Source organism: Pseudoxanthomonas sp. UC19_8 (assembly GCF_042700505.1).
GTDB classification, from domain to species: domain Bacteria; phylum Pseudomonadota; class Gammaproteobacteria; order Xanthomonadales; family Xanthomonadaceae; genus Pseudoxanthomonas_A; species Pseudoxanthomonas_A winnipegensis.
Genome location: NZ_CP170559.1, coordinates 2,991,720 through 3,009,969, shown reverse-complemented (window position 1 = coordinate 3,009,969; position 18,250 = coordinate 2,991,720). Strand labels below are relative to the sequence as shown.

Annotated in this window: 17 protein-coding genes, 1 other RNA gene, 1 pseudogene and 1 riboswitch; of the genes and pseudogenes, 14 read left to right on the top strand and 5 right to left on the bottom strand. The window is 71.5% G+C overall.

The window, feature by feature from the left end; all coding sequences use genetic code 11:
- Nucleotides 1-126: 126 nt before the first annotated feature.
- The 4 genes from glyA to ribD all read left to right on the top strand — a co-directional run bounded on the left by glyA (nt 127) and on the right by ribD (nt 3,607).
- Nucleotides 127-1,395 (top strand): serine hydroxymethyltransferase, encoded by a 1,269-nt coding sequence (gene glyA / locus ACFJIT_RS13305; RefSeq protein ID WP_379653856.1) that lies wholly within the window; start codon nt 127-129, stop codon nt 1,393-1,395.
- 103 nt (nt 1,396-1,498) lie between these two features.
- A complete protein-coding gene (gene nrdR, locus ACFJIT_RS13300; protein WP_130515424.1) occupies nt 1,499-2,032 on the top strand; it encodes a transcriptional regulator NrdR in 534 nt (177 codons plus the stop codon).
- Nucleotides 2,033-2,043: 11 nt separating this feature from the next.
- A complete protein-coding gene (locus ACFJIT_RS13295; RefSeq protein WP_379653855.1) occupies nt 2,044-2,520 on the top strand; it encodes a GNAT family N-acetyltransferase in 477 nt (158 codons plus the stop codon).
- On the top strand, nt 2,513-3,607 hold the full coding sequence (gene ribD, locus ACFJIT_RS13290) for a bifunctional diaminohydroxyphosphoribosylaminopyrimidine deaminase/5-amino-6-(5-phosphoribosylamino)uracil reductase RibD (RefSeq protein WP_379653854.1): 1,095 nt from the start codon (nt 2,513-2,515) through the stop codon (nt 3,605-3,607). Before ACFJIT_RS13295 ends, ribD begins: the two co-directional genes overlap by 8 nt.
- 5 nt (nt 3,608-3,612) lie before the next feature.
- Here ribD and ACFJIT_RS13285 read toward each other — a convergent pair whose 3' ends face one another.
- A complete protein-coding gene (locus ACFJIT_RS13285) occupies nt 3,613-4,623 on the bottom strand; it encodes an NAD(P)-dependent alcohol dehydrogenase (protein ID WP_379653853.1) in 1,011 nt (336 codons plus the stop codon).
- A 93-nt stretch (nt 4,624-4,716) separates the two neighbouring features.
- On the opposite strand from ACFJIT_RS13285, the gene ACFJIT_RS13280 reads away from it, so the two are divergent.
- Nucleotides 4,717-5,625, top strand: coding sequence for a LysR substrate-binding domain-containing protein (locus ACFJIT_RS13280; RefSeq protein WP_379653852.1), 909 nt, complete (start codon nt 4,717-4,719; stop codon nt 5,623-5,625).
- Nucleotides 5,626-5,727: 102 nt separating this feature from the next.
- Here ACFJIT_RS13280 and ACFJIT_RS13275 read toward each other — a convergent pair whose 3' ends face one another.
- Nucleotides 5,728-7,209, bottom strand: coding sequence for a S41 family peptidase (locus tag ACFJIT_RS13275; protein WP_379653851.1), 1,482 nt, complete (start codon nt 7,207-7,209; stop codon nt 5,728-5,730).
- Nucleotides 7,210-7,293: 84 nt separating this feature from the next.
- The gene (locus ACFJIT_RS13270; protein ID WP_306993545.1) at nt 7,294-8,061 is read right to left on the bottom strand and encodes an AraC family transcriptional regulator; all 768 of its coding nucleotides are present in this window, start codon (nt 8,059-8,061) and stop codon (nt 7,294-7,296) included.
- A gap of 149 nt (nt 8,062-8,210) precedes the next feature.
- A riboswitch (FMN riboswitch) is annotated at nt 8,211-8,427 on the top strand.
- Nucleotides 8,428-8,560: 133 nt separating this feature from the next.
- Between ACFJIT_RS13270 and ACFJIT_RS13265 the strand changes: the two genes are divergently transcribed.
- The 7 genes from ACFJIT_RS13265 (at nt 8,561) to ACFJIT_RS13235 (ending at nt 14,638) form a co-directional block, all read left to right on the top strand.
- Entirely contained in the window at nt 8,561-9,166 is a 606-nt protein-coding gene (locus ACFJIT_RS13265) for a riboflavin synthase (protein ID WP_130523176.1), read from the top strand.
- Nucleotides 9,163-10,281: a 3,4-dihydroxy-2-butanone-4-phosphate synthase gene (ribB, locus tag ACFJIT_RS13260; protein WP_130515438.1), complete on the top strand. Its 1,119-nt coding sequence runs from the start codon at nt 9,163-9,165 to the stop codon at nt 10,279-10,281. Before ACFJIT_RS13265 ends, ribB begins: the two co-directional genes overlap by 4 nt.
- Before the next feature lie 54 nt (nt 10,282-10,335).
- Complete coding sequence (ribH, locus tag ACFJIT_RS13255; RefSeq protein ID WP_130515439.1) at nt 10,336-10,803, top strand: 6,7-dimethyl-8-ribityllumazine synthase; 468 nt, start codon at nt 10,336-10,338, stop codon at nt 10,801-10,803.
- Nucleotides 10,800-11,273 carry a transcription antitermination factor NusB gene (nusB, locus tag ACFJIT_RS13250; RefSeq protein WP_130530729.1) on the top strand — a complete coding sequence of 158 codons (474 nt, stop codon included), beginning with the start codon at nt 10,800-10,802 and terminating at the stop codon, nt 11,271-11,273. Before ribH ends, nusB begins: the two co-directional genes overlap by 4 nt.
- 26 nt (nt 11,274-11,299) lie before the next feature.
- Nucleotides 11,300-11,701: a DUF2251 domain-containing protein gene (locus ACFJIT_RS13245; RefSeq protein WP_379653850.1), complete on the top strand. Its 402-nt coding sequence runs from the start codon at nt 11,300-11,302 to the stop codon at nt 11,699-11,701.
- A complete protein-coding gene (thiL, locus tag ACFJIT_RS13240; protein ID WP_379653849.1) occupies nt 11,698-12,660 on the top strand; it encodes a thiamine-phosphate kinase in 963 nt (320 codons plus the stop codon). The genes ACFJIT_RS13245 and thiL overlap by 4 nt, the downstream gene beginning before the upstream one ends.
- 397 nt (nt 12,661-13,057) lie before the next feature.
- A complete protein-coding gene (locus ACFJIT_RS13235; protein WP_379653848.1) occupies nt 13,058-14,638 on the top strand; it encodes a CocE/NonD family hydrolase in 1,581 nt (526 codons plus the stop codon).
- A gap of 4 nt (nt 14,639-14,642) precedes the next feature.
- Here the strand turns inward: ACFJIT_RS13235 and ACFJIT_RS13230 are convergent, their stop codons facing one another.
- On the bottom strand, nt 14,643-15,029 hold the full coding sequence (locus ACFJIT_RS13230; protein WP_379653847.1) for a YraN family protein: 387 nt from the start codon (nt 15,027-15,029) through the stop codon (nt 14,643-14,645).
- Between the two features lie 10 nt (nt 15,030-15,039).
- Nucleotides 15,040-16,302, bottom strand: a pseudogene (locus tag ACFJIT_RS13225) (penicillin-binding protein activator); the annotation flags it as partial.
- 191 nt (nt 16,303-16,493) lie between these two features.
- Between ACFJIT_RS13225 and rsmI the strand changes: the two are divergent.
- Together rsmI and rnpB are read left to right on the top strand one after the other, a co-directional pair.
- Nucleotides 16,494-17,312, top strand: coding sequence for a 16S rRNA (cytidine(1402)-2'-O)-methyltransferase (gene rsmI / locus ACFJIT_RS13220; protein WP_130561221.1), 819 nt, complete (start codon nt 16,494-16,496; stop codon nt 17,310-17,312).
- 115 nt (nt 17,313-17,427) lie between these two features.
- An RNA gene (gene rnpB, locus ACFJIT_RS13215) (RNase P RNA component class A) lies at nt 17,428-17,793 on the top strand.
- Nucleotides 17,794-18,250: the final 457 nt, after the last annotated feature.

Genomic DNA, 18,250 nt, shown 5'->3' with positions numbered 1-18,250 from the left:
CCATGCCCGCGTGGCATCCGCCGCGCGGCCGTCCGCGCCGCAAGCCCCGGGCGACATGGCCTCGGGGGCCCCGGGGGCTTACAATCCGGGCCCCGCTTCGCCCGCCTGCCTGCCCCTGGAGACCCGATGTTCCCGCGTGACGTCCGCATCGAAAGCTACGATCCCGAGCTGGCCCAGGCCATCGCCCACGAGGTCCGCCGCCAGGAGGATCACGTCGAGCTGATCGCCAGCGAGAACTACACCAGCCCGGCGGTGATGGAGGCCCAGGGCAGCCAGCTGACCAACAAGTACGCCGAAGGCTATCCGGGCAAGCGCTACTACGGTGGCTGCGAATACGTGGACATCGCCGAGCAGCTGGCCATCGACCGGCTCAAGCAGCTCTTCGGCGCCGATTACGCCAACGTGCAGCCGCACAGCGGCTCGCAGGCCAACCAGGCGGTGTATTTCGCCCTGCTGCAGCCGGGCGACACCATCCTGGGCATGTCGCTGGCCCACGGCGGCCACCTGACCCACGGGGCCAAGGTCAACGCCTCCGGCAAGCTGTTCAACGCCGTGCAGTACGGCGTGGACGAGGCCGGCCTGATCGATTACGACGAGGTCGAGCGCCTGGCGCTGGAGCACAAGCCGAAGATGGTCGTGGCCGGCTTCTCGGCCTATTCGCAGGTGGTGGACTGGGCGCGCTTCCGCACCATCGCCGACAAGGTCGGCGCCTGGTTCTTCGTGGACATGGCGCACGTGGCCGGGCTGGTCGCCGCCGGCGTGTATCCGACCCCGCTGCCGCACGCGCACGTGGTCACCTCGACCACGCACAAGACCCTGCGCGGCCCGCGCGGCGGCATCATCCTGGCCAGCGCCGCTGGCGCGGGCGACAAGCTCGAGGACCTGTCCAAGAAGCTGCAGTCGATCGTGTTCCCGGGCATCCAGGGCGGCCCGCTGATGCATGTGATCGCGGCCAAGGCGGTGGCCTTCAAGGAGGCGCTGGAGCCGGCGTTCAAGACCTACCAGCAGCAGGTGGTGAAGAACGCCCAGGCGATGGCCAGGACGCTGATCGCGCGCGGTTACAAGATCGTCTCCGGCGGTACCGAGAACCACCTGATGCTGGTGGACATGATCGGCAAGGACGTGTCCGGCAAGGATGCGGAGGCCGCGCTGGGCAAGGCCCACATCACGGTCAACAAGAACTCGGTGCCGGGCGACCCGCGCTCGCCGTTCGTGACCTCGGGCCTGCGCCTGGGCACGCCGGCCATCACCACGCGCGGCTACCAGGAGGCCGACACGGTCGAACTGGCCAACTGGATCGCCGACGTGCTGGACGCGCCGAACGACGAGGCCGTGATCGCCCGCGTGCGCGAGGCGGTGACGGCGCAGTGCGGGAAGTTTCCGGTGTATGGCTAAGGCGGGAATGGAGAATGGGGAATCGGGAATGGGCAGAAGCGCCAGGCCGGCTCTGTTGACGTTCCCATTCCCTATTCCCGTCTCCCGATTCCCGGCCCACTAAATGCACTGCCCCTTCTGCCAGAACAGCGACACCCGCGTGATCGATTCGCGCGTGTCCGAGGATGGGGCGACCATCCGCCGGCGGCGTGAGTGCGAGGCCTGCGGCGAGCGGTTCTCCACGCTGGAAACCATCGAGCTGCGCCTGCCGGCGATCATCAAGTCCGACGGTCGGCGCGATCCATTCGACGCGCGCAAGCTGCGCCAGAGCTTCGACCGCGCGCTGCACAAGCGCGCGGTGTCCGAGGAGCAGGTCGAGGCGGCGGTGCGCGCGGTGATCCAGCAGCTGCGCCGCACCACCGAGCGCGAGCTGCCCTCGCGCCGGGTCGGCGAGTTCGTGATGGCCGAGCTGCGCAAGCTCGACCACGTGGCCTTCGTGCGCTACGCCTCGGTGTATCGCAGCTTCGAGGACGTGGCCGACTTCCGCGAGGAGCTGGACCGGCTCGAGCGCGACCTGCCCGGCGAAGGCCAGCTGCCGCTGCTGGGCGGCGAGGTGCTGCCGTTCGGCAAGGCCGGCGACAAGAACAAGAAGCGCTGAACGTCGCGGCCGTGCGGATCGCGCCGCTGTGCCACTCCCCGCAGCACCTGGACGCGCTTGCGCGCACGCACGTGCAGGCCTTCGGCGAGCTGCTGCCGGCGTGGACCGTGCAGCAGGCGCGTGACGAGCTGGCCACGCATACCGCGCCCGACGCCATTCCCACCACCTGGCTGGCCCTGGACGGCGCCGACTGGCTCGGTTCGGTAAGCCTGCTGGACGAGGACGATCCGCGCCTGGGCGCGTACACACCGTGGCTGGCCTCGCTGTACGTGCGCCCGGCCGCGCGTGCGCGGCGCGTGGGCGCGGCGCTGGTGTGGCACTGCGTGGCCGCCGCCGCGGCGCTGGGCGTCGCCCGCCTGCATCTGTACTGTGAGCCGGCGCGCGTGACGTATTACGCGCGGCTGGGCTGGACACGCCTCGACCACCTGCCGCTGGGAGCGCTGCAGGTGGTGGTGATGGCCATCGAACCGGGATCGCCCCATGTCTGAGTTCTCCGCCACCGACCACGCCCACATGGCCCGCGCCCTGCGCCTGGCCCAGCGCGGCGCGTGGACCACCAAGCCCAATCCGATGGTCGGCTGCGTGATCGCGCACGGCGGCGAGGTGGTGGGCGAGGGCTTCCATCAGCGCGCCGGCGAGCCGCATGCCGAGGTGTTCGCGCTGCGCGCGGCCGGGCAGCGCGCGCGCGGGGCCACCGCCTACGTCACCCTGGAGCCCTGCGCCCATCACGGCCGCACGCCGCCCTGCGCCGATGCGCTGATCGCCGCCGGCGTGGCGCGCGTGGTCGCCGCCATGCGCGATCCCTTCGCCCAGGTCGACGGCGCGGGCTTCGGCAGGCTGCAGGCCGCCGGCATCGCCGTGCAGGTCGGCCTGCTCGAGGCGCAGGCGCGCGAGCTCAACCGCGGCTTCCTGTCGCAGGTGGTGCGCGGCCGGCCGTGGCTGCGGGTCAAGCTGGGCGCCAGCATCGACGGCCGCACGGCGATGGCCAGCGGCGAGTCCAAGTGGATCACCGGCGCGTCCGCGCGCGCGGACGTGCAGCGCTGGCGCGCGCGTTCCGGCGCGCTGCTGACCGGCGCACGCACCGTCATCGCCGACGACCCCGCGCTGACCGCGCGACCGGAGGAAGGCCAGCCCTTCGTGGCGCCGCTGCGCGTGGTGCTCGACGCCACCCTGTCCAGCCTGGCGCACACCCGCGTGCAGGAAGGCGATGCGCCCACGCTCTACCTGCACGGCCCGCAGGCCCCGCGCGTGGCCGACCATGGCCAGGTGCACTACCAGGAAGTCCCGCTGCACGAGGGCCGGCTGGATCTGCGCGCGGTGCTGACGGTGCTGGCCCAGCACCGGATCAACGAGGTCCAGGTCGAGGCCGGCGCCACCCTGTCCGGCGCGCTGCTGGCCGCCGGCCTGGTCGACGAGCTGCTGCTCTACCAGGCGCCGACGCTGCTCGGCGACGCCGCCCGGCCGCTGCTGCACCTGGGCCTGGCCAGCCTGGCGCAGCAGCATCGCCTGCGCGTGATCGACCAGCGCCAGGTCGGCGCGGACCAGCGCCTGCTGCTGCGGCCGGATACGCCCTGAGCGCGTCAGCGGGCGAAGTCGATCGCCAGCTTGCCGAAGTGACCGCCCGAGGCCAGCGCCTGCAAGGCCTGACCCGCCTGGTCGAAGCCGTACACCGCATCGATCACCGGCTCCAGTCCGATGGCTTCGATGGCGGCGACCATGCGCTCGTGCGCTTCCAGCGATGCGACCGAAATGCCCTGCACGCGTAGCCGTTTCAGGATCACGTCGGTCAGCGCCAGACTGGCCTGGCTGCCACCCATGAAACCGATCACCCCGACGAACCCGTGCATGCGCGTGGCCTGGATCGATTGCGCCAGCGTGCTGGCGCCGACCGTCTCGACCACCGCATCGACGCCGTGTCCGCCGGTCAGCTCGCGCACGCGCGCGGCCCATTGCGGAAGCGCGGTGTAGTTGATGCCCGCGTCGGCGCCCAGGCGCGCGGCGCGGGCGAGCTTTTCGTCGCTGGAGGAGAGCACGATCACGCGCGCGCCCCTGGCCTTGGCCATCTGCAGGGCGAACAGCGACACGCCGCCGGTACCCAGCACCAGCACGGTCTGCCCGGCGGTGATGCGCGCCTGTTCGAGGGTCTGCCAGGCGGTGAGCGCGGCGATCGGCAGCGTGGCCGCCTGGACGCTGGACAGCCCCGCGGGGGCGGGCGCCAGCGAATAGGCATCGAAGCAGGCCAGCTCGCGCAGGACGCCAGGGCACGGGCCGCCAAGATCGGCGCCCTCCCATTCCGGGCGCATCTGTCCGGCCAGCCAGCGCGACTTGTAGAAGGTCGTCACCCGGTCGCCGGGCTTGAAGCGGGTGACCGCCCGGCCTACCTCCAGCACCGTCCCGGCGCCGTCGGAGATCGGCACGATCGGCAACTGCACGTTGCGATAGAGCTGGCCGGTGACCAACAGCAGGTCGCGGTAGTTGAGCGAAGCGGCTTCGAGCCGGACCAGCACCTCGTGCGGTCCGGGGCGCGGGTCGGGGGCGTGGGCGATCTGCAGCTGATCCAGGCCGAAGGCGGTGAGCAGGTACTGGCGCATGCGAGGGACTCGATGGTGGCAAGAGAGACGGCACCGTATGCCTGTGCGCCCAGGGCGTGAATCCATGTAAAAGGCATTTATCATGTTCACTCAATGAACGAATCGAGTACCCTGGCGCCGGCCCAGCTGCGCGAGCTGCGCAGCTTCGCCGCCGCTGCGCGCACGCTGAACTTCTCCCGCGCCGCGCGCGAGGTCGGTTGCACGCCATCGGTGCTCAGTCGGCGCATCGCCGCGCTGGAGGAAAGTGCCGGCATCCCGCTGTTTCTGCGCACGACCCGGCGCATGGCGTTGACCGAGCACGGCGTGCGCCTGCTGGCGCAATACCAACGCCTGGAGGCCGCACTGGCCGACATGGCGCTCGCCCTGCAGCCGCGGTCGCGGGGCGCCAGCGGGCATCTGCGCCTGCAGGTGCCTGCCAGCTATGGCCGCTACCGCCTGGCGCCGCTGCTGGCCGACTTCATGCGCGCCCATCCCGGGATCGCGCTCGACGTCGCCTACGACGACGCCTTTGTCGATCTGGTCGCCGGCAAGGTCGATCTGGCCGTGCGCGTCGGTCGCCTGGACGATGCGCGGCTGGTGGCCCGGCGCGTGAGCACGATGCACCGTTACCTGTGCGCCTCGCCGGATTACCTGGCCAACGCGCCCGCGTTGCTCGAGCCAGCCGATCTTCGGGCCCATCGCTGCATCGCGTTCGACGGCCTGCGCACCGGTACGCTGTGGCAGTTCCACCGCCAGCGCCAACGCCGCTCGGTCCGCATCACGCCGGTGATGACCTGCAACGACGCGCAGGCCGCGCGCGATGCGGCCCTGGCCGGCGTGGGCATCGCCCTGCAGGCGGACTACATGTCCGATGCGCTGGTCGCGCAGGGACGGCTGGTGCCGGTGCTGACCGACTGGCCGGTGAGCGACTCGCCAGTGCACCTGCTGTGGCTGCCGGGCGCGGACCGCCAGCCGGCGCTGCGCCTGCTGATCGATGCGCTGGTGGCCGCCATGGCCGACTGAGCGCGCGACCTGGGGTTGCGCAGGCCACGATGCGGCGGCGGCAAGTTCACCGCCAACGGCATGCGGCGCCCTCGACGATGCCGCGAAAGCGTCGCTTCGGTGTCATCCGCCGCCATGGCGCGTGAGCCAGTCCGCACCGACGGTCTGCAGCAGGCGCCAGGCGCGGGCGCGGTCGCTTTCGCCGGACTGCGGCAGCACCGGCAGGTCGGGCGCGATGCCGGCGACCTCGTCGCTGCCATCGGCACGCAGGCGCACGCAGTTAGGCATGCGCAGGCGCAGCCGTGAACGCGGAAGCGTGGTGGGCGGCGAGGCGACCATGAAGCCGCAGCCATCGCCGCCGGTGCGCACGCCGACGGTGCGGGCGATGCCGTTGTCGTGCATGCGCGCGGCGAACATTTCCGCCGACGAATAGGTCTTGGCGTCGGTCAGCACGTACACCGGGCCGGTCCATGCGCCCCAGTGGGCGCGCACGTCCTGCGCCCAGTTCAGCCGATGCGCGATGGTCATGTCGGCGATCGCATCGGCCGGCAGGTAGTCCAGCGGGCCGCCGGAGCTGCCGGCCTCGACCAGACGCCGGCACGGCATCGCGTTCCAGTCCCGTCGTTCGCTCCACGTCCACGACAGGTCGCATGGCGCGTCACCGGCGCTGCGCCTGGACTGCTGGAAGGCGGCGATGGACTGGCGCAGCAGGCGGCGCGCCGCGGGATCGGGATGATGCTCCTGCAAGGCACCGGTCAGTCGATGCAGCTGTTCGTCCAGATACGCCGTGCCCGCCGGCGATTGGCTGACCAGCAACGGCGCCGAATGGACCGGCCTGGTCGTGAACAGGCGCGTCAGGACATCGCCGCTGTCGTTGCCGCCTGGGTCGTTGCCGACATCGACCAGCACCAGGTCCGCCTTGGCGGCGGCGAAACCCTGCACGGCGGTGGCAACCGCATCGGCCAGGGCGTCCATCAGCGCGTCGCGCATGTCGTCGGCAGAGTCCTCGGACCGCAATTGCTGCCAGACCTGGCGGCACAGGCCGAGGTAGGCGGTGGGGGCAAACTCCGGCAGGCGCAGCAGGCCGACGCGCTGGCCTTGCGGCATCGTCAGCAGGCCCGTGCGCAGCGGCTGATCCATGCCGTCGGACAGCAGCTTGAACCCGGGCAGGGATTCGAAGGGCAGCGAGAACCCCGGGTGCCCAGCGGCGCCCACGCCCAGGGCCGCGCAGCCCGATGCAGCGTCGGCGGCGGTGAGGTCCACGCTGGCCGGTTCGGCCGCTGCGGCCCCGGCCTGCAACGTGGTCAGAAACGAGAAATGCCCGTCGTGGAAACCGGCGACGAAAGCGCGGATCGCCTGTTCGGCCTGGGCGTCGTTCTCCGCGCTGTCCAGCGCGCGCTGGGTCTGGCGGTCCAGTGCGGGCAGGTCGACGCCGCTTTGGGTCGAGCCGATCCAGGCCAGATTGGCGTAGTCGCGCTCCAGGGCCTGTTTCAGGGTGGCGTAGTCGGCCCGCCAGGCGTCGCGGTCGAAGTCGGGGGCGGCCAACGCACACAGCGGGGCGGCGGCGAGCAGGAGCGCAGGCAGGACGCGGCGAAAACGGAACATGGTCGGCAACTCCCGAAAGGATGCGGCGATCCTGGCGCCTGCCGACGTGCCTGTCTTGCAGCGGCGAAGCGTTTTTGTCTGCGCTTAGCGCCGCTCGCGGCGGAAGCGCGACGGTGGCACGCCATAGGCGGCACGGAAGCTGCGGCTGAAGTGCGCCTGGTCGGCGAAACCGCAGTCGGCGGCGATCGTGGCCAGCGGGCGGCTGGTCTCGCGCAGCAGCCGCGCCGCTTCGGCCACACGCAGTTGCCGCACCATGTCGCCCACGCTGCGGCCGAACGCCGCGCGGAAGCTGCGCGCGACATGCACCGGGTGGTGCTGCAGCGCCTGCGCCATGTCCTCCAGCGCGAAGCCGGAGCAGGCGTGCGCATGCACGTACTCGCGTGCGCGCTGCAGCCACGGTTCGACGCGCACGGGCGCCGCAGCGTGGCGGGCGAACTCGGCCAGCGCCTCCATCGCCAGCCCCTCGGCGGCCAGCCGCGCGGCGCTGTCTGCCGGGTCGGCGCACAGTTCCGCGCGCAGGCGGCGTGCGATCGCCGCCAGCTGGACCGAGCCGGTGAACGGTGCCTCGGTGAGCGGCAGGTGCCCGCGCAGGTAGTCCAGGGTGCCCGCACGCGGATCGAGCAGGATCTTTACGGCGCCCGTGTCGGCGAAGGTCTGCGCGTGCGGCTCGTCGGCAGGGCAGAACATCATCTCGCCGGGGCGGTGCCAGTCGGCTCGGCCGCGGATGCGCTCCTGGTAGCCGCCGTCGACGACCAGGCAGAGCGAGGGGCGATCATGATGGTGCGCCTGCATCGCGCCGTTGGCGGCGTAGCGCATCAGGCGCATCTGCGAGAACCAGGAAGAAGGCGGCATCGGCAGGCAGGCGCGGTTCGGCGGGTCGCAAGACGCCGGTCATGCGCCGGCATAGCCGCACTGTACACCGCGTGATCGGCACGCTGCGTGCCGCCGGGGTGGACGGCCGCGGCGCTATACTGCGCGCGCCGGTTCGCCGGCATCCTTAAGAACGTCTTCAGGGCGGGGTGAGATTCCCCACCGGCGGTAGATGCGCTACTGGCGCATGAGCCCGCGAGCGCTGGGGTTGGTGGGTCCCTCTTGAGAGCGCGTCTCTCCTCTTGCGGACTTCACGCCTGCCACAGGTCAGCAGATCCGGTCCGATGCCGGAGCCGACGGTTGGCGCGGCCTTGCCGCGCCGGAAAGTCCGGATGAAAGAAGACGACCCGCATCGCGGCCCTTGGGCTGCGCGCGGGTCATTGGCCTTGTGGCGTTTTTCGCTTTCGACTTTGCGAGAAACGTTGATCATGAATCAGAGTAGTGCGCGTATTGCCGCCCTCCTGCCGCAGGAGGTGCGCTGATGTTCACCGGCATCATCGAGGGCGTCGGCCGTCTGGCCGCGGCCACCCCCATCGGCGGCGATACCCGCTTCAGCTTCGAGGTCGGCACGCTGCCCTTCGACGCGGTGCAGCTGGGCGAGAGCATCGCCGTCAACGGCGTCTGCCTGACCGTGATCGCCTTCGATGCGAGCAGCTTCCAGGCCGATGCCTCGACCGAGACGCTGTCGCTGACCACGCTCGGCCAGCTGCCGGTCGGCGCGGCGCTGAACCTGGAGCGCGCGATGCGCCCGACCGATCGCCTCGGCGGCCATCTGGTCAGCGGCCATGTCGATGGTCTGGGCCGGGTGCTGTCGGTGCACGAGGACGCGCGCGCGCAGCGCTGGCGCTTTGCCGCGCCGGCCGCACTGCTCAAGTACATCGCCAGGAAGGGCTCGATCTGCGTCGATGGCGTCAGCCTGACCGTCAACGAGGTCGATCCGGAAGGCTTCGAAGTGGCGCTGATCCCGCACACCGTGGCGCACACGCGTTTCGCGCAGACCGGCGTGGGCGATGCGGTGAATCTGGAGATCGACCTGGTCGCCCGCTACGTCGAACGCCTGCTGGGCGAGCGCGGAGCCGCGCTGTGAACTTCGCGCCCATCCCCGAGATCCTGGAAGACATCCGCCAGGGCCGCATGGTCGTCATCGTCGATGACGAGGACCGCGAGAACGAAGGCGACCTGATCATGGCCGCCGAGCTGGTCAAGCCCGCGGACATCAACTTCATGGTCACCCACGGCCGCGGCCTGGTGTGCCTGCCGCTGACCCGCGAGCGCGCCGCGCAGCTGGGCCTGGCGCCGATGGTCCAGGCCAACACCGCCCAGTTCCAGACCAACTTCACCGTCAGCATCGAGGCCGCCGAGGGCGTCACCACCGGCATTTCGGCCTACGACCGCGCCCACACCATCCGCACCGCGGTCAAGCCCGACGCCAAGCCGGCCGACCTGCACCAGCCGGGCCACATCTTCCCGCTGATCGCCCAGCCCGGCGGCGTGCTCACCCGCGCCGGCCATACCGAGGCCGGCGTGGACCTGGCCATGCTGGCCGGCCTGGAGCCGGCCGGCGTGCTGGTGGAGATCCTCAATGCCGACGGCAGCATGGCGCGCCGCCCGCAGCTGGAGGTGTTCGCGCGCGAGCACGGCCTGAAGATGGGCTCGATCGCCGACCTGATCGCCTACCGCCTGGCGACCGAACACACCGTCGAGCGCGTGGACGAACGCGACATCGACACCGAGTTCGGCCCGTTCCGCCTGGTCACCTACCGCGACCGCATCGCCCGCGAGCTGCACTTCGCCCTGGTCAAGGGCGCGCCGCGGGCCGAGGTGCCGACGCTGGTGCGCGTGCAGGTGGAGAATCCGCTGGCCGACCTGCTGCACTGGCGACGCGAGGACTTCGGCGTGGCCGCCACCGATGCGCTGCGCGCCATCGCCGCCGAAGGGCAGGGCGTGATGGTGGTGCTGTCGGCCCCGCGCGATTCCGACGCCCTGCTGGCGCGCCTGCTGCAGCAGCCCGCGCCGCGCGCGCCTGGCAAGGACAAGGACGTGGGCCAGTGGCGGCGCAACGGCGCCGGCGCCCAGATCCTGGCCGATCTGGGGCTGGGCAAGCTGCGCGTGCTGGGCACCCCGCGCCGCCAGGTCGGCCTGGCGGGGTATGGGCTGGAGATCGTGGAGACGGTGGAAGTCCCGCCGCCCGCCCGCGGCTGAAGCCGGCCTGCCCGCGCCTGATAAACTGTCCGACCCTCGATCCGCACGATTCCCATGACCCACTACGAAGGCGACCTGCGCACGGTCGGCGGTGCGCGTTACGCGATCATCGCCAGCCGCTGGAATGCGCGCATCACCGATGCGCTGGTGGCCGGCGCGCGCAAGGAGCTGGCCGGCAACGGCGTGGCCGAGGACGCGATCGATGTGATCCGCGTGCCGGGCGCGTGGGAGATCCCGGTGGTGGCCGCGCGTCTGGCGGCCGGTGGCGGGCATGCGGCGATCATGGCGCTGGGCTGCGTGATCCGCGGCGACACCCGCCACTACGAACACGTGGCCGACGGCTGCGCCGAAGGCCTGATGCGCGTGCAGCTGGACTATCGTCTGCCGGTGCTCAACGGCGTGCTGGCGGTCGAGGTGGCCGAGGACGCCGAGGCGCGCGCCGGTGGCAGCCACGGCAACAAGGGCGAGGAAGTGGCCCTGGCCGCGGTGGAAATGGTCAATCTGCTGGAGAAGCTGGCATGAGCCGTCCCGGTCCGCGTCGCGGCGATGGGGTCGATCCGGTCCTGCGCGCGCGTGCGCGCCGGCGTGCGCTGCAGGCGATCTACGCTTGGCAGCTGGCCGGCGGCACCACGCAGGCGGTGATCGCCCAGTTCGCCCACGAACAGGCCCACGAAGTGGCCGACCTGGAGTACTTCGAGGACCTGGTGCGCGGCGTCATGGCCCACCATGCCGAACTCGACCAGGCCCTGCTGCCGCACCTGGACCGCAACGTGGCCGAGGTCGACCAGATCGAGCGCGCGGTGCTGCGCATCGCCGCCTACGAGTTGCGCCACCGCATCGACGTGCCGTATCGGGTGGTGATCAACGAAGCCATCGAGACGGCCAAGCGCTTCGGCTCCGAACACGGCCACACCTACGTCAACGGCGTGCTGGACCGCGCCGCGCTGGAGTGGCGCCCGGCCGAGGCCAAGCATCCGCGCGCGAGCAAGTAAGCCGGGCCCGTTCCGTGGCATTCAACGTGTTCGTGGAGGCCAGGGAAACGGTCAACGTCGGTGGCGGCGTTTTCCTGTCCGATGCGGCGGTGGAGCAGCCCTTCTCGGTGGTGTTCGAGGACGACGGCGAAACCGGGTATTTCTACGCGCACCGCTGGAACACCGCGCTGGCGTTGTGGGAGATCGTCGATGCGCTGCATGTCTACAACGTCGAGGACGTGGTGGATCGCCAGGTCCCCGCGGAAGTGACGATCGGCTGGTCGCGCGACGACGCCAAGGCGGTGCTGTTCATCAACGACCAAGCGCAGGCCGCATTCGATTTCCAGGAGAAGTGCGGCTATTGCCGTAGCGAATTCCCGGCACCTGCGCGCGAGTCCGGGTGGAGGCGCCCGGCCTGGAGCGACGAGGTCGAGGGGTTGTTCGCTTGACCGCCTCGCCGGCCGGATCCGAGTTCGACCTGATCGCGCGCATCCGTGCGCGCGCCGGCACGCGCGACGACGTGGTGCTGGGGATCGGCGACGATGCCGCGCTGCTGGCGATGCCGCCGGGCATGGCGCTGGTGGTCACGGCCGATACGCTCAATGCCGGCGTGCATTTTTTCCCCGACGTGGCGCCCGCCGACCTGGGCTGGAAGGCGCTGGCGGTGAATCTCTCCGACCTCGCCGCGATGGGCGCCAGACCCGCTTGGTGCACGCTGTCGCTGTCCCTGCCGCAGGCCGACCCGGCCTGGATCGATGGCTTCCTCGATGGTTTCTGCGACCTGGCTGCGCGCCACGGCATCGCCCTGGTCGGCGGCGACACCACGCGTGGGCCGCTGTCGGTGTCGATCACGGCGATGGGCCATGTCGAGGCCGGCCATGCGCTGCGCCGCGACGGCGCGCGGGTGGGTGACGAGATCTGGGTGACCGGCACGCCGGGCGATGCGGCGGCGGCGCTGCAGTCGCTGCTGTCCGGCGCGGCGGTCGACCGGGCCCTGCGCGCGCGCCTGGACCGGCCCACGCCGCGTGTGGAGGCCGGACGCGGGTTGCTGGGCCTGGCCAGCGCCTGCGTCGACATCTCCGACGGACTGCTGGCCGACCTGGGCCATCTGTGCCAGCGCAGCGGGGTCGGCGCGCAGGTGCAGCTGGAACAGCTGCCGGTCTCGCGCGCGCTGGCGGCCTTCCGCCCGCAGCTGCGCTGGGCCTGGCAGGCCGGCGGCGGCGACGATTACGAGCTGTGCTTCACCGCCGCGCCGACGCGCGCCGACGAGGTGCAGGCCGCCCTGGATTTCGCCGGCGTGCCCGTTGCGCGCATCGGCCGCATCGTCGCAGGGCAGGGCGTGCAGGCCCTCGACGCCGCCGGCGCGCCCTGGCAGGCCCCGCGCGTGGGATACGACCACTTCGGCTGAAGCCCGCGGGCGCGGTCGGGCACGCGCATTTTCTCGCTCGGGAGGAGCCGCCATGGCGGCCCCCGCCTGTAGAGCGGAGCTCGCTCCGCTGCTTTTCTTCGGTTCGCGGGGAAGGCCCTAGCGGAGCGAGCTCCGCTCTACAGACGAGCGGCTGCTGGAGTTGAGGAGGCAGTTGGTCCCAACAAGCCAGCTCCCCGGCCAGCTCCCCCGAGCCAACTCCCCACCGAGCCAGCTTTCACCTTGCCGGCTCCCACACGGGCCCGCCGCGTGCTGCGCTGCAGCTTGGCTGCCTCCATACGCGCAAGTACGGTGTCCTGGCCGCCCGCGGCGGGCGGCATTCGAACACTACGGCCGGCCTGCGCTCGCGGCGACCGGCCCTTGCCTGGGAGGGCGTTCCATGCACGGATTCACGCGGCGGGTTGGGCTGTTGCTGGTGCTGTGTCTTTGTTCGATGACGGCGTGGGCAGGCGGCTTCAACAAGACCTACGAACGCATCGCCAGTTTCGACGGCACCGAACTGGGCGCGATGGTGCTGGTGCCGACCGGGCAGGGCAGCGGCCCGTTCCCGCTGGTGGTGATGCCGGCCAGCTGGTCGCTGCCCAACCTGGAATACGTCGGCCGCGCCACCCAGATGGCGAGCCAGGGCTATGTGGTGGTGAGCTACACCTCGCGCGGCTTCTGGGACTCGACCGGGCAGATCGATGTGGCCGGGCCGGCCACGGTGGAGGACGTGAGTTCGGTGATCGACTGGGCGCTGGCGCATACCGCCGCCGACCCGGCGCGCATCGGCGTCTCGGGCATTTCCTACGGCGCCGGCACCAGTCTGTTGGCGGCCGCGCGCGATCCGCGCATCAAGGCGGTGGCCGCGCTCAGCGGCTGGGCCGATCTGGAGGCCTCGCTCTACGCTAACCAGACCGTGAGCCAGCAGGCGGTGCTGATGCTGGCCGCCACCGGCAGCCTGACCGGCCGGCCCGGTCCTGACCTGCAGACGATTACCGCGAAGGTGGCCCTGGGCGACTTCGACGGCGCGGTGAACGGCTTCCTGCCGCAGGCCGGCAGCCGCGGCGCGGTGCATGAGGTGGCGCAGATCAACCGCAACGGCACTGCGGTGCTGCTGGCCAATGCCTTCAACGATGGCCTGTTCCCGCCCAGCCAGTACGTGGCCTTCTACAACCAGCTGACCGGCCCGCGGCGCCTGATCTTCAGCCAGGGCGACCACGCCACGGCCGAACTGCCGGGCGCGCTGGGCCTGCCCAACGCGGTCTACGACGAGGCGGTGGCGTGGTTCGACCACTTCCTCAAAGGCCAGGTCAACGGTGTGGACGGGCGCGGCTCGGTGCGGCTGACCAGCATCGGCGGGCGCAACCTGGACTACGGCAGCTGGGCGCAGGTGCAGGCCGACCCCGTGGTCTACGGCCTGGGCCGGCCCACCGGCCTGCTGCGGCCGACCGGCACGCTGTCCAGCGGCGATGCCACCGGCTGGAGCGCCTCCATCCTGACCGGCATCCCGACCCTGGCCGATTCGGGTGTGGTCATGCTCAGCGGCCTGCTGCAGGCGTTCGGCCAGCCGATGAAGACCTCGATCCCGCTGGTCAGCCGCGTCGGCGGCGCGGTGTGGTCCGGGCCGGTGCTCGAGCGCAATCGCGTGCTGGCCGGCGCGCCGAGCCTGCGCGTGACGGTCACGCCCAGCCAGTCGCACGTGACCCTGGTGGCCTACCTCTACAGCATGGATGCCTTGGGCACCGGCACGCTGCTCAGCTACAAGCCCTACAGCCTGCGCGACGCGGTGCCGGGCCAGGCGCGCACGCTGGAGATCGGCCTGGAAGCGGCCGCCACCGAAATCCCGGCCGGCAGCCGTCTGGTCCTGGCGATCGATACGCTCGACCCGCGCTACACCGACGCCACCGATGTCGGAGGCAGCGTGGCGTTCGGGTCGCCCACCGCGGCGCCGTCGCGCCTCAGCGTGCCGCTGCGCTGAGGCCCTAGGCCTCGTCGGCGCGAAAAGCGTCGCGCAGCCAGGTCAGCTGCGGGTGGGCGGGATCGCCGTGCGCTTCGACCACGTCGAAGCGGCACGGCAGGCTGGCCCAGCGCGGATGCTGGGCCAGATAAAGCTGGGCCGCGTGGACCAGCTTGCGGCGCTTGGCCGCATCGACCGAGGCCGCGCCGCCGCCGAAGGCGCTGGCGCCGCGGTAGCGCACCTCCACGAACACCAGACAGGCGCCGCCGCGCGCGGCCGCGTCGTGCATCACCAGATCCAGTTCGCCGCCGCGGAAGCGGACATTGGCGGCGATCAGGCGCAGGCCGTCGCGTTCCAGCAGCGCGCGGGCCGCGGCTTCCGCCGCCGCACCGCGCGCCTGACGCTCGGCCACGGGCGCTGGCTCAGCCGCCGGCGATCGGCACCGGCACGCCGCCGCTGAAAGTCGCCCAGGCCGGCGCGCGCAGCACGGTGCCGAAGCCGTCCAGGGTCAGCGTGCCGGTCGCGCCGCGCACGTCGGCATTGGCGTTGCCGACCAGGCGCGGCAGGTAGGCCGCCAGCTGCCAGGCGTCGTAGCCGAAGGCGAACAGGCGCGCCGCGCCGCCGCGAGCGGTCGGCAGCGTGGCCGCCACGGTCGAGGCCGAAGGCAGGCCGGTGACGCCGTTGGCCGACCAGGTCTCGGTCGGGTAGATCACCCCATCGAGCACATTGTCTTCCTCCGGCTTGCCGGTGCCTTGCACCAGCAGCGAGGTGCCCACCCGGGTCTTGCCGCCCAGCCCGGCCAGGGCCAGCTGCGGGGTCAGCACGCGCGCGGTCGAGCCGCGCACGGCCAGGAAGATCGCGTCGATGTTCTTGCCCGCGGCCGCCGCCAGCGGCGCGGACAGGTCGGCCGGCGCATCGCCCACGGTCATCACGTCGGCGACCACGCCGCCGCCTTCGCTGAAGCGCTTGCCGAAGGCATCGGCCGCGCGCCGGCTGCTCTCGTCGCTGCCGCCGATGATCAGCACGCGCTTGCGCTCGAGCTTGAGCAGGTAATCGGCCACGCTCACGCCCTCGGCCTCCGGCGCCAGCGAGAAACTGGCCGCGCCCTGCGGCGGGTCCAGTTCGCCGCGATTGAGCGCCAGTACCGGCACGCTCAGGTTGCCCTGGCGGAACAGCGCATCGACCTGCTCGCGCCCCAGCGGGCCGACCACCAGCTCGGCGCCGTCGGCGACCGCGCGCGCATAGGCGCTGGTGGCATCGGCCGGGCTGCTGGCGGTGTCGTAGAAGCGGATCTCCGGACGGCGGCGGTGTTCGCCGTAGTAGCCGGCCAGCAGGCCGTCGCGCACCGGCGCGGCGGCGGCGCTCAGCGGGCCGGACAGCGGCAGCAGCACGGCCAGCTTCTGCGGCGGGCGGTAGCCGTCGCGCTCGGCCGGCGGGCGGCCGTTGGCGTCGAAGTTCCACTTGCTGCCGTGGTCGAACGGATGGGGCAGCGGCAGCTTGCGCTCGAGCAGCGCATTGCCGGCCAGCGGATAGAGCGGATCGCCCGGCGGTAGCGCGGTGGCCTCGCGGGTCAGCGTGGCGTTGTCCAGCTCGGCCAGCAGCGCCTGGATGCGCCGGGTGTTGTCGCTCAGGGCCTGGCCGCTGAGGCCGGGACGCTGGGCGGCCAGCTGCTGGGCCTGGATGAAGGCCGCGTTCTGTTCGGCGCGCGTGGCGATGCCCGCACTCGGGGCCACCTGCGTGGTGGCGCAGCCGACCAGGAGCAGGCCGAGCAGGGCCGGGGCGAACAGCAGGGCAGTGCGCGTATGCATGGGCAGTGCGGGGCCGGATCTGGAGGAACGGGCTAGGATTCTACCCTTTGCCAGATGAGCGCCTCTCCATGGCCCAGCCCACCCTCCATGTCGTCGCCACGCCGATCGGCAACCTCGCCGATCTCTCGCCGCGCGCGCTGGAGACCCTGCGCGGCGTCGATGCCATCTGCGCCGAGGACACCCGCCGCACCGGCCAGCTGCTGGCGCATTTCGGCGTGTCCACGCCGCTGCTGGCCCTGCACGAACACAACGAGGAGGCGATCGCCGCGCGCATCGTCGCGCGCCTGCTGGAAGGCCAGTCGCTGGCGCTGGTCTCCGACGCCGGCACGCCGCTGGTGTCCGATCCCGGCTACCGGCTGGTGCGCGCCGCGCGCGCGGCCGGGGTGCGGGTCAGCCCGGTGCCGGGCGCCTGCGCGGCGATCGCCGCGCTGAGCGTGGCCGGCCTGCCGAGCGATCGCTTCGTGTTCGAAGGCTTCCTGCCGGCCAAGGCCAGCGCCCGGCGCGACGCGCTGCGCGCGCTGGCCGGCGAGCCGCGCACGCTGGTGTTCTACGAGTCCTCGCACCGCATCGCCGAATCGCTGGCCGACCTGGCGCAGGCCTTCGGCGCGGAACGTCCCGCTGCCATGGCGCGCGAGCTGACCAAGCTGTTCGAGACGGTGCTCGACGGTAGCCTCGGCACGCTGCTGGCGCAGGTGCAGGCCGACGACAACCAGCGCAAGGGCGAGTTCGTGGTGATGGTGCAGGGCGCCGGCGACGACGCCGACGCCCAGCTGGCCGAAGGCCACCGCGTCCACGCCCTGCTCAAGGCCCACCTGCCGCCTTCGACCGCCGCCAAGCTCGCCGCCGAGATCACCGGCGCGCCGCGCAAGGCGTTGTACGGGGCCTGAGGCGAGGAACGGGCGCGGCGGAACGGGAAGCGTGGAAGGCGTAGAGGCCGTTCGCGCCGACGATTTCTTGGTTTTTTCCCCTGGCTCCTGCCGGCATGCGACAATCCGCGACGGCGGAGCCGGCCGGACAGTCGCGTCGTCCGCTCCATTTCGATGGAAGCGGGCGCCGAGGAAAGTCCGGGCTCCACAGGGCACGGTGCCAGGTAACGCCTCGGGCGGCGCGAGCCGACGGCCAGTGCAACAGAAAGCAAACCGCCGATGGCCCGCAAGGGATCAGGTAAGGGTGAAATGGTGCGGTAAGAGCGCACCGCGAGTCCGGCAACGGACCGGCACGGTAAACCCCACCGGGAGCAAGACCGAATAGGGACCTCATGACGCGGCCCGCGTCGGGTCCGGGTAGGTTGCTTGAGCGTATCGGTGACGATGCGCCTAGAGGAATGACTGTCCACGACAGAACCCGGCTTACAGGCCGGCTCCGCCACCTCCATCTCGCGCAGCGAGATGGAGCCCCGAAAACCTCGCGCCGCTGCACGCGGCGCGACGTTTCGGGCCCCGGTGCTTTGCCCTCCACACCCCGCGCCTGTCGGCGCGCCCCCTGACTCAGGGGGCTTGAGTTCCCCAACAGGGCCTGGCGTCGTTTCTCGCCTTCTCGCCTTCTCGCCTTCTCGCCTTCTCGCCTTCTCGCCTTCTCGCCTTCTCGCAGGCGCAGGAACGTCGAATTTCAGACCCCCTCCCTTGCGCGTAGCGCAGGGGAGGGTCGGGGAGGGGTTAGCTGTTGCAGTTGCCGTTGCCTCTTGGCCTCTTCAAGTTCTCCGCGAAAAGCGCCCCCTCCCCCTCAATCGCTAGCCGCGATTTCGAGCTCCCCTGCGCTGCGCGCACGGGAGGGGGCCAATCAAGCGGTCTGACACGACGCTGCCAATCCCCAATCCCGAATCCCG

What these genes read in the sequence shown, in the direction of transcription:
- ACFJIT_RS13275 (WP_379653851.1), bottom strand. Translation starts at nt 7,209, where the DNA reads ATGTTCCGTTTTCGCCGCGTCCTGCCTGCGCTCCTGCTCGCCGCCGCC.
- ACFJIT_RS13270 (WP_306993545.1), bottom strand. Translation starts at nt 8,061, where the DNA reads ATGCCGCCTTCTTCCTGGTTCTCGCAGATGCGCCTGATGCGCTACGCC.
- rsmI (WP_130561221.1), top strand. Translation starts at nt 16,494, where the DNA reads ATGGCCCAGCCCACCCTCCATGTCGTCGCCACGCCGATCGGCAACCTC.
- nusB (WP_130530729.1), top strand. Translation starts at nt 10,800, where the DNA reads ATGAGCCGTCCCGGTCCGCGTCGCGGCGATGGGGTCGATCCGGTCCTG.
- ACFJIT_RS13235 (WP_379653848.1), top strand. Translation starts at nt 13,058, where the DNA reads ATGCACGGATTCACGCGGCGGGTTGGGCTGTTGCTGGTGCTGTGTCTT.
- ACFJIT_RS13280 (WP_379653852.1), top strand. Translation starts at nt 4,717, where the DNA reads ATGAACGAATCGAGTACCCTGGCGCCGGCCCAGCTGCGCGAGCTGCGC.
- ribH (WP_130515439.1), top strand. Translation starts at nt 10,336, where the DNA reads ATGACCCACTACGAAGGCGACCTGCGCACGGTCGGCGGTGCGCGTTAC.
- glyA (WP_379653856.1), top strand. Translation starts at nt 127, where the DNA reads ATGTTCCCGCGTGACGTCCGCATCGAAAGCTACGATCCCGAGCTGGCC.
- ACFJIT_RS13265 (WP_130523176.1), top strand. Translation starts at nt 8,561, where the DNA reads ATGTTCACCGGCATCATCGAGGGCGTCGGCCGTCTGGCCGCGGCCACC.
- ribD (WP_379653854.1), top strand. Translation starts at nt 2,513, where the DNA reads ATGTCTGAGTTCTCCGCCACCGACCACGCCCACATGGCCCGCGCCCTG.
- ACFJIT_RS13285 (WP_379653853.1), bottom strand. Translation starts at nt 4,623, where the DNA reads ATGCGCCAGTACCTGCTCACCGCCTTCGGCCTGGATCAGCTGCAGATC.
- nrdR (WP_130515424.1), top strand. Translation starts at nt 1,499, where the DNA reads ATGCACTGCCCCTTCTGCCAGAACAGCGACACCCGCGTGATCGATTCG.